Origin of the sequence: Cellulomonas sp. (assembly GCF_035634735.1) — a bacterium.
Classification (GTDB): Bacteria; Actinomycetota; Actinomycetes; order Actinomycetales; family Cellulomonadaceae; genus Cellulomonas.
Map to the genome: position 1 here is coordinate 1 of NZ_DASQCJ010000185.1, position 7,470 is coordinate 7,470.

At 76.5% G+C, this 7,470-nt stretch carries 8 protein-coding genes; 5 read left to right on the top strand and 3 right to left on the bottom strand.

The window, feature by feature from the left end; translation table 11 throughout:
• Both sufB and VER05_RS15135 read right to left on the bottom strand, forming a co-directional pair.
• Window positions 1-1,130 (bottom strand): Fe-S cluster assembly protein SufB (gene sufB / locus VER05_RS15130; RefSeq protein ID WP_324846163.1); only part of this gene is annotated, 1,130 nt, incomplete at its 3' end.
• Between the two features lie 50 nt (window positions 1,131-1,180).
• A complete protein-coding gene (locus tag VER05_RS15135; protein ID WP_324846164.1) occupies window positions 1,181-1,975 on the bottom strand; it encodes a helix-turn-helix transcriptional regulator in 795 nt (264 codons plus the stop codon).
• A gap of 180 nt (window positions 1,976-2,155) precedes the next feature.
• Between VER05_RS15135 and VER05_RS15140 the strand changes: the two genes are divergently transcribed.
• The 3 genes from VER05_RS15140 to VER05_RS15150 all read left to right on the top strand — a co-directional run bounded on the left by VER05_RS15140 (window position 2,156) and on the right by VER05_RS15150 (window position 4,883).
• Window positions 2,156-3,106: an ABC transporter ATP-binding protein gene (locus tag VER05_RS15140; RefSeq protein ID WP_324846165.1), complete on the top strand. Its 951-nt coding sequence runs from the start codon at window positions 2,156-2,158 to the stop codon at window positions 3,104-3,106.
• Window positions 3,103-3,870: an ABC transporter permease gene (locus VER05_RS15145; protein WP_324846166.1), complete on the top strand. Its 768-nt coding sequence runs from the start codon at window positions 3,103-3,105 to the stop codon at window positions 3,868-3,870. The genes VER05_RS15140 and VER05_RS15145 overlap by 4 nt, the downstream gene beginning before the upstream one ends.
• Before the next feature lie 86 nt (window positions 3,871-3,956).
• Entirely contained in the window at window positions 3,957-4,883 is a 927-nt protein-coding gene (locus tag VER05_RS15150) for a COX15/CtaA family protein (RefSeq protein ID WP_324846167.1), read from the top strand.
• Between the two features lie 28 nt (window positions 4,884-4,911).
• On the opposite strand, the gene VER05_RS15155 is transcribed toward VER05_RS15150, so the two are convergent.
• Window positions 4,912-5,670, bottom strand: a complete 759-nt coding sequence (locus tag VER05_RS15155; protein WP_324846168.1) for a DeoR/GlpR family DNA-binding transcription regulator — start codon at window positions 5,668-5,670, stop codon at window positions 4,912-4,914.
• A gap of 76 nt (window positions 5,671-5,746) precedes the next feature.
• Between VER05_RS15155 and VER05_RS15160 the strand changes: the two genes are divergently transcribed.
• Both VER05_RS15160 and VER05_RS15165 read left to right on the top strand, forming a co-directional pair.
• Window positions 5,747-6,118: a DUF4406 domain-containing protein gene (locus VER05_RS15160; RefSeq protein ID WP_324846169.1), complete on the top strand. Its 372-nt coding sequence runs from the start codon at window positions 5,747-5,749 to the stop codon at window positions 6,116-6,118.
• A gap of 262 nt (window positions 6,119-6,380) precedes the next feature.
• Window positions 6,381-7,322, top strand: coding sequence for an EamA family transporter (locus VER05_RS15165; RefSeq protein ID WP_324846170.1), 942 nt, complete (start codon window positions 6,381-6,383; stop codon window positions 7,320-7,322).
• Window positions 7,323-7,470: the final 148 nt, after the last annotated feature.

Here is a 7,470-nt window from a genome sequence, read left to right on the forward strand (position 1 = left end):
ACCAGGCCGCGGTACGAGGTCCGGCCGCCGCCGCGGGCCACCGACTTCGACACGATCGACGACGAGGTGTGCGGCGCGGCGTGCACCATCTTGCAGCCGGCGTCCTGGTGCTGGCCCTCGCCCGCGAAGGCGATGGACAGCGTCTCGCCGCGGGCGTGCTCGCCCAGCAGGTAGATCGCCGGGTACTTCATGGTGACCTTGGAGCCGATGTTGCCGTCGACCCACTCCATCGTCGCGCCCTCGGCCGCGGTCGCCCGCTTGGTCACGAGGTTGTAGACGTTGTTCGACCAGTTCTGGATCGTCGTGTACCGCACGCGGGCGTTCTTCTTCACGATGATCTCGACGACCGCGGAGTGCAGCGAGTCGGACTGGTAGATCGGCGCGGTGCAGCCCTCGACGTAGTGCACGTACGAGCCCTCGTCCGCGATGATCAGCGTCCGCTCGAACTGGCCCATGTTCTCGGTGTTGATCCGGAAGTAGGCCTGCAGCGGGATCTCGACGTGCACGCCCGGCGGCACGTAGACGAACGAGCCGCCCGACCACACGGCCGTGTTCAGCGACGCGAACTTGTTGTCGCCCGGCGGGATGACGGAGCCGAAGTACTGCTCGAACAGCTCCGGGTAGTCCCGCAGGCCGGTGTCGGTGTCGACGAAGATGACGCCCTGCGCCTCCAGGTCCTCGCGGATCTGGTGGTAGACGACCTCGGACTCGTACTGCGCGGCGACGCCGGCGACGAGGCGCTGCTTCTCGGCCTCCGGGATGCCCAGGCGGTCGTAGGTGTTCTTGATGTCCTCCGGGAGCTCCTCCCAGGACGTCGCCTGCTTCTCCGTCGACCGCACGAAGTACTTGATGTTGTCGAAGTCGATGCCCGACAGGTCCGCGCCCCACCAGGGCATCGGCTTCTTGTCGAACAGGCGCAGCGCCTTCAGGCGCGTCTTCAGCATCCACTCGGGCTCGTTCTTGAGCGCCGAGATGTTGCGCACGACGTCCTCCGACAGGCCGCGCTGCGCCGTGGCGCCCGCGTCGTCGGTGTCGTGCCAGCCGTAGCCGTAGTTGCCGATCGAGGCGATGGCCTCGTCCTGGCTCATCGGCTCGGCCGCAGCCGGGCGGCCGGGGTCCGTCGTCGTCATCTCATCGTCCTTCCGCGGGTGCACGGGGGTCGGGGGGCTCGGGTGGTCGGTCAGTCCGTCGTCGTGGGCCGGCGGACCGGCACGATCGGGATGTTCGTGGTGCAGACGTGGCCGCCGCGGGCCAGCGTCGCGAGCCGCTGCACGTGCACCCCGAGCATGCGGGAGAAGGCGTGCGCCTCCGCCTCGCAGAGCTCGGGGAACTCGCTCGCGACGTCCTGCACCGGGCAGTGGCCCTGGCACAGCTGGATGGCGTGGCCGCCGGGCACGGGGCGCGCGGTGGCCGCGAACCCGTCGACCGCGAGGCCGTCGGCGAGCACCTGCGCCCGGCGGACCGGGTCGTCGCCCGCCTCCGCCAGCGCGTCGGCGTGCCGGACCTCGAGGTCGCGGACCCGCTTCTCGGCGAAGCTGCGCACCGCGTCCGCGCCGCCGATCTCGGCGACGAACCGCAGCGCCTGCGACGCGAGCTCGGAGTACTGCTGGGTCAGCGCCGCCTGGCCCGCCGCGGTCACGACGTAGCGCTTGGCGGGGCGACCGCGGCGCGCGGGGCCCACGGCGCCGCCGTCGTGCACGCCGATCTGCTGCTCGCCCTCCAGCACCGCGAGGTGCCGGCGGACGGCCGCGGCGGTCAGGTCGAGCTCGGCGGCCAGCTCGGCGGCCGAGACGGGGCCGTCGGCGGCGATCAGGTCGAGCACCCGGCGGCGGGTGCCGGCCTCGGCCTCGGACTCGTGCTCCGCGGGCCTGGTCGGCTCCGCGGGTCGGAGCGCGGGTCGGGGCGTCGCGGCGGCGGCCTCGGTCGCGCAGTCGGCCTCCGGCGCGGCGGCGGTCCCCGGCGTGCTGGCGCTCATGGCACACACCTCCGGTCCACTGCTGCGCGGCTGGTTCGCGGGAGCGTGGGCGCCCGTGGCGGGCCCCGGCCCCGCGGAGCCCCGACGGGGGCTCCCGATATCGGCAACATCCTTGTTGCCGAAATAAGTCCTGGCAAGCAAGGTCAGCCTCACCACACCCGCGACCCCTACACTCGCGGGGTGCTCGGCCAGTCCTCCTCCCCGCCCGCCGTCGAGGTGCGCGGGCTCGTCAAGCGGTACGACGGCCGCGCCGTCGTCGACGGGCTCGACCTGCACGCGTCCCCCGGGCGGGTGACCGCGGTGCTCGGCCCCAACGGCGCGGGCAAGACCACCACCGTGGAGTGCTGCGAGGGGCTCCGCACCCCGGACGGCGGCTCCGTCCGCGTGCTGGGGCTCGACCCGGTCGCCGACGCCGCCGCGCTCCGGCCCCGTGTCGGCGTGATGCTGCAGGACGCGGGGCTGCCCACCGGCGTGCCCGCGCTCGGCGTGCTGCGGCACGTCGCCGAGATGTACGCCCGGCCCCGGGACGTCGGCGAGCTCGCCGAGCGGCTCGGTCTCACCCCGTTCGCCCGGACCACGGTCCGCCGGCTGTCCGGCGGCCAGCGGCAGCGGCTCGCGCTGGCGACCGCGGTCGTCGGGCGGCCCGACGTGGTGTTCCTCGACGAGCCGTCGGCCGGCATGGACCCGCAGGCGCGGCGCGCGGTGTGGTCGCTGGTCGAGGAGCTGCGCGCCGACGGCGTGGCGGTCCTGCTGACCACGCACCTGATGGACGAGGCCGAGGCGCTGGCCGACGAGGTCGCCGTCGTCGACCACGGGCGGGTCATCGCGCACGGGTCGGTGCCGGCGCTGCTGGCCGGGGCCGACTCCTCGACGCTGACGTTCCGGGCCGAGCCGGGGCTGGACCTCGCCGCGCTGGGCGCCGCGCTGACGCCTGCCGGGGCCGCGGGGCCCGCCGCCGTGACCGAGACGGGTCCCGGCGCGTACGCCGTCGACTCCCCCGCGACGCCGGCGCTCGTCGCCGCGCTGGCCGCGTGGTGCGCCGACCGCGACGTGCTGCTGGCCCGGGTGGACGTCGGGCGCCGCACCCTCGAGGACGTGTTCCTCGACCTGACCGGACGGAACCTGCGATGACCGCCCCCGCCGCCGACCGCGCCGCGCCCGCCGGGCGCCGGGTCCGCGCCCAGGCCCGGTTCGAGACGATGGCCGTGCTGCGCAACGGCGAGCAGCTGCTCGTCACGCTCATCATCCCGGTGGTCGCGCTCGTCGCCCTCGGGCGCGGGTCGTTCCTCGACATCGGGGTCGGCGACGCCGAGCGCATCGACGTCGTCACGCCCGGGATCCTCGGGCTCGCCGTGATGGCGGGCTCGCTGACCTCGCAGGCCATCGCCACGGCGTTCGACCGGCGCAACGGCGTGCTGCGGCTGCTGGCCACGACGCCGCTCGGGCGCGGCGGCCTGCTCGCCGGCAAGGCGCTGGCGGTGCTCGCGGTCGCGGCCCTCCAGGTGGTCGTCGTCTCGGTCACCGGGCTCGCGCTCGGCTGGCGGCCCGACCCGGCCGGCCTGCCCGGCGCGCTGCTCGCGCTGCTGCTCGGCGTCGCGGCGTTCACGGCGCTGGCACTGCTGCTCGCGGGGACGCTGCGGGCGGAGGCGGTGCTCGCCGTCGCGAACCTGCTGCTGGTGGTGCTGGCCGTCGTCGGCGGGCTGGTGCTGCCGGTGTCCGACCTGCCCGGGTGGTGGGCGGCCGTCGCGGAGTGGCTGCCGCCCGGCGCGCTGGGCGAGGCGCTGCGGGCGTCGCTGGTGGACGGGGCGTTCCCGGCCGCGCACCTCGCGGCGCTGGCGGCGTGGGCGCTGCTGCTCGCCGCGGCCGTCCGGCGCTGGTTCCGCTGGTCCTCCTGACGCCCCGGGTGCGCGGGTGGGTCGCGTGACCAAGACCTCGTGCACCGCGGCACGAACGCGGGTCGCCGGACCGTAGGCTGGTCGCCGTGAGCCCCGACGTCGCCGCCGCCCCCGTCACCCCCGCGCCCTCCCGGTTCGCGGCGTGGCGGGACCGCCTGGCGTACCCCGTCCTCGTGGCGAACCTGGTGGCCCAGATCGGCATCGTCGTCACGGGCGGCGCGGTGCGCCTGACGGGCTCCGGCCTCGGCTGCTCGACGTGGCCGCAGTGCGAGCCGGGGCAGTTCACGGCCGCGTTCCACCCCGAGACGACCTACCACCAGTTCGTCGAGTTCGGGAACCGGACCCTCACCGGCGTGCTCGGCGTCATCGCCGTCGCGGTCGCGCTGATCGTGTGGTTCGACCGCGACCGGTCCCGGTCCTACCGCTGGCTCGGGTTCGCCCCGCTGGCCGGCGTCGTGCTGCAGGCGCTCATCGGCGGCGTCGTCGTCCTGCTGCACCTGCACCCCGCGTGGGTCAGCCTGCACTTCATGGTGTCGATGGCGCTGGTCGCGGCGTCGACGCTGCTGGTGCACCGCAGCCGCGAGGGCGACGGGCCGCGGATCCCGGTCGTCGGGCCGTGGTCCCGGCGGCTCGCGCCGGTGCTCGGCGCGCTGCTGGTCCTCGTGCTCGCGCTCGGCGTGATCACCACGGGCGCCGGCCCGCACTCCGGCGACGAGGAGGTCGGCTACCGGATCGCCGTCGACCCGTACCTGATGGCCAAGGTGCACGCCGCGTCGGTGTGGCTGTTCACCGGCCTGCTCGTCGTGCTGCTGTGGCTGAACCGGCGCGGGCCGCGCCTGCTGCGCCGCCGCGGCTGGGTGATGGTGGGGCTCGTCGCGCTGCAGGGCGTCATCGGCTACGTCCAGGTGTCCACCGACCTGCCGATCCTGCTCGTCATGCTGCACATGCTCGGGGCGGCGCTGCTCGCCGCGGGCACCACGCGGTACCTGCTGACGTTCCGCACCCGGGCCTGAGCGCCGCCGGGCGCCCCGGCGGCCGCGGTCAGCCCGCCGCCACCAGCGGCACGCCCGCGTCCGCGAGCGCCCGCGCCGCCGGGTCGGCGGGGTCGACGTCCGTGACCACCCCGGCGACCTCGTCGAGCGACAGCACCCGGAACGGCGACGCCGCGCCGATCTTCTCCGCGCTGGCCAGCACGTAGGTGTCCCCCGCGCGCCGCGCGAGCGCCCGCTTCGTGGCGGCCTCCTCGGCGTCGCCGGTCGTCAGGCCGGCCTCCGGGTGCACGCCGGTGACGCCGAGCAGGAACACGTCCGCCCAGACCCCCGCGGCGGCCTCGGCGAGCAGCGCGCCGGACGTGACCACCGAGTGCTTGAACAGCCGCCCGCCGAGCACCAGCACCTCGACCGTCGGGTGCTCCGCGAGCGCCGCGGCGACCGTCGGGCTGTGCGTGACGACCGTCGCCCGCAGGTCCGGCGGCAGCGCGCGGGCGACGGCGAGGGCCGTGGTGCCGCCGTCGAGGATCGCGGTGCTCCCCGGCCGCACGAGCTCCGCCGCGCGGCGCGCCACCCGGTCCTTGTTCTCGACCGCGACCGAGCGCCGGCCCGCGTAGTCCGCCACCGCGGGCGACACCGGCAGCGCGCCGCCGTACACCCGCTGGCAGAGCCCCGCGGCGGCCATCTCGCGCAGGTCGCGCCGGACGGTGTCCTCGGACAGGCCGAGCCGGTCGGCGGCGTCCTTGGCGACGACGCGCCCCTCGGTGCGCAGCACGCGCAGCAGCTCGTCCCGTCGCTGTGCCGGCAGCATCGCGGCCTCCTCCGTGTCGCCCGGTGTTTCGTGGTGCTGCCTAGTCTTGCACGGTTCTGCGCGTTATGGTCGGGACATGACCGCACAGCTGATCCTCATCGCCGGCCCCTACCAGTCCGGGACGGGCGGCGACCCCGCCGCCATGGCCGCCAACCTCCGCCGCCTCGAGGAGGCCGCCTGGCCGATCTTCGAGCGCGGGCACGTGCCGATGATCGGCGAGTGGGTGGCGCTCCCCGTGCTCGCGAGCATGGGCGCCGACGGCCCGACCGACCCGCGCGCCCAGGACGTGCTCTACCCCACCGCCGAGCGGCTGCTCGCGCACTGCGACGCCGTGCTCCGGCTGCCCGGGGACTCGGCGGGCGCGGACAACGACGTGGCGATCGCCCGCCGGCGCGGCATCCCCGTGTACACGTCGGTCGACGAGATCCCGCGGGCCGCGGCGGCCTGACGCGGCGGCGCCCACCACGGCGGCGGTCCGGCCCCCCCGGGGGGCTCCCCGGGGCCCGGGCCGCCCGGCATGCGGACACCCCGCGGACCGCGCGCGACCGGGACGTACGCTCGCGCCATGGATCCGATGAGCAACCGGGGCTGCGCCCCGCGCCGGGGGCCCGGGGCCTGACCCCGGCACGCCCGACGCTCGCGCCGGCGTGCCGCGCAGGCACCCCGACCACCGCCCGCCGCACCGGCGGGCCGTCCCGCTGAGGACCCCCATGCTCTCGTCACCCCTCGGCGCGCGCCCGCGCGCCCTCACCGCCGCCGCCTTCGTGCTGGTCGGCTCCGCGTCCGTGCAGATCTCGGCCGCGCTCGCCTCGTCCGCGTTCGGCTCGCTCGGCACGCTCGCCGTGTCCGGCTACCGGATGACGGCCGCCGCCCTCGTCCTGCTCCTGCTGGCCCGGCCCGCGCTGCGCGGGCGCACCCGGTCGCAGTGGGCCGGCATCGCGCTGTACGGCGCCGCGATGGCCGCCATGAACGTGCTGTTCTACGCGGCGCTCGACCGCATCCCGCTCGGCGTCGCGGTGACCCTGGAGTTCTGCGGGCCGCTGGCGGTCGCCGCGGTGGCGTCGGCGGGCCGGTCGCGGCTGCTGCCGTTCGTCGCACTGGCCGGCGTGGTGCTGGTCGTCGGCACCCCGACCGGCGGGCTCGACCCGGTCGGCGTGGCGCTCGGCCTCGGCGCGGCCGCGGCGTTCGGCGGGTACACGGTGCTCGCGGGCCGGGTCGGCTCGGGGTCCGGCGGGCTCGGCGACCTCGCGCTGTCCGTCGCGGTCGGCGCCCTGCTGCTGTCGCCGTTCCAGGTGGCGCAGGCGCCCGCGCTCGAGGGCGGGCACGTCGCGCCGCTCGTGCTGTCCGGGCTGATCGGCGTCGCCCTCGCGTTCTCGCTCGACTTCCAGGCCGCCCGGCTCGCGGGCACCCGGGTGGTGGGCACGCTGTTCGCGATCGACCCCGCGATGGCGGCGCTGGTCGGGGCCGTGGCGCTCGGGGACCGGCTGCCGGTCGCGGCGCTCGGCGGGATCGCGCTGGTCGTGCTCGCTGGCGCGGGGGCGGTGTGGTCCGCGGGGCGGGGTGCGCCGGCGGCGCCCGGGCCGGCGGCGCGGGCGGCGGGCGGGGCGGCGGCGCCGGCGGCACCCGCGCCGGCGGCCCTCCCGCTCGACTGACCCCCGCGAGCGCACATCCGACACGTCGAGTGCCTATCCGGCGGGTAGGCACTCGACGTGTCGCGTACCCCCTCGGCGCGCGGACCCCTGCTCGGCCGCCCGGGGGGAAGGGCCCCCGAGCCGGCCGCCGGCGGGCGCCCCCGGGCCG

What these genes read in the sequence shown, in the direction of transcription:
- VER05_RS15135 (WP_324846164.1), bottom strand. Translation starts at nt 1,975, where the DNA reads ATGAGCGCCAGCACGCCGGGGACCGCCGCCGCGCCGGAGGCCGACTGC.
- VER05_RS15145 (WP_324846166.1), top strand. Translation starts at nt 3,103, where the DNA reads ATGACCGCCCCCGCCGCCGACCGCGCCGCGCCCGCCGGGCGCCGGGTC.
- VER05_RS15155 (WP_324846168.1), bottom strand. Translation starts at nt 5,670, where the DNA reads ATGCTGCCGGCACAGCGACGGGACGAGCTGCTGCGCGTGCTGCGCACC.
- VER05_RS15160 (WP_324846169.1), top strand. Translation starts at nt 5,747, where the DNA reads ATGACCGCACAGCTGATCCTCATCGCCGGCCCCTACCAGTCCGGGACG.
- VER05_RS15165 (WP_324846170.1), top strand. Translation starts at nt 6,381, where the DNA reads ATGCTCTCGTCACCCCTCGGCGCGCGCCCGCGCGCCCTCACCGCCGCC.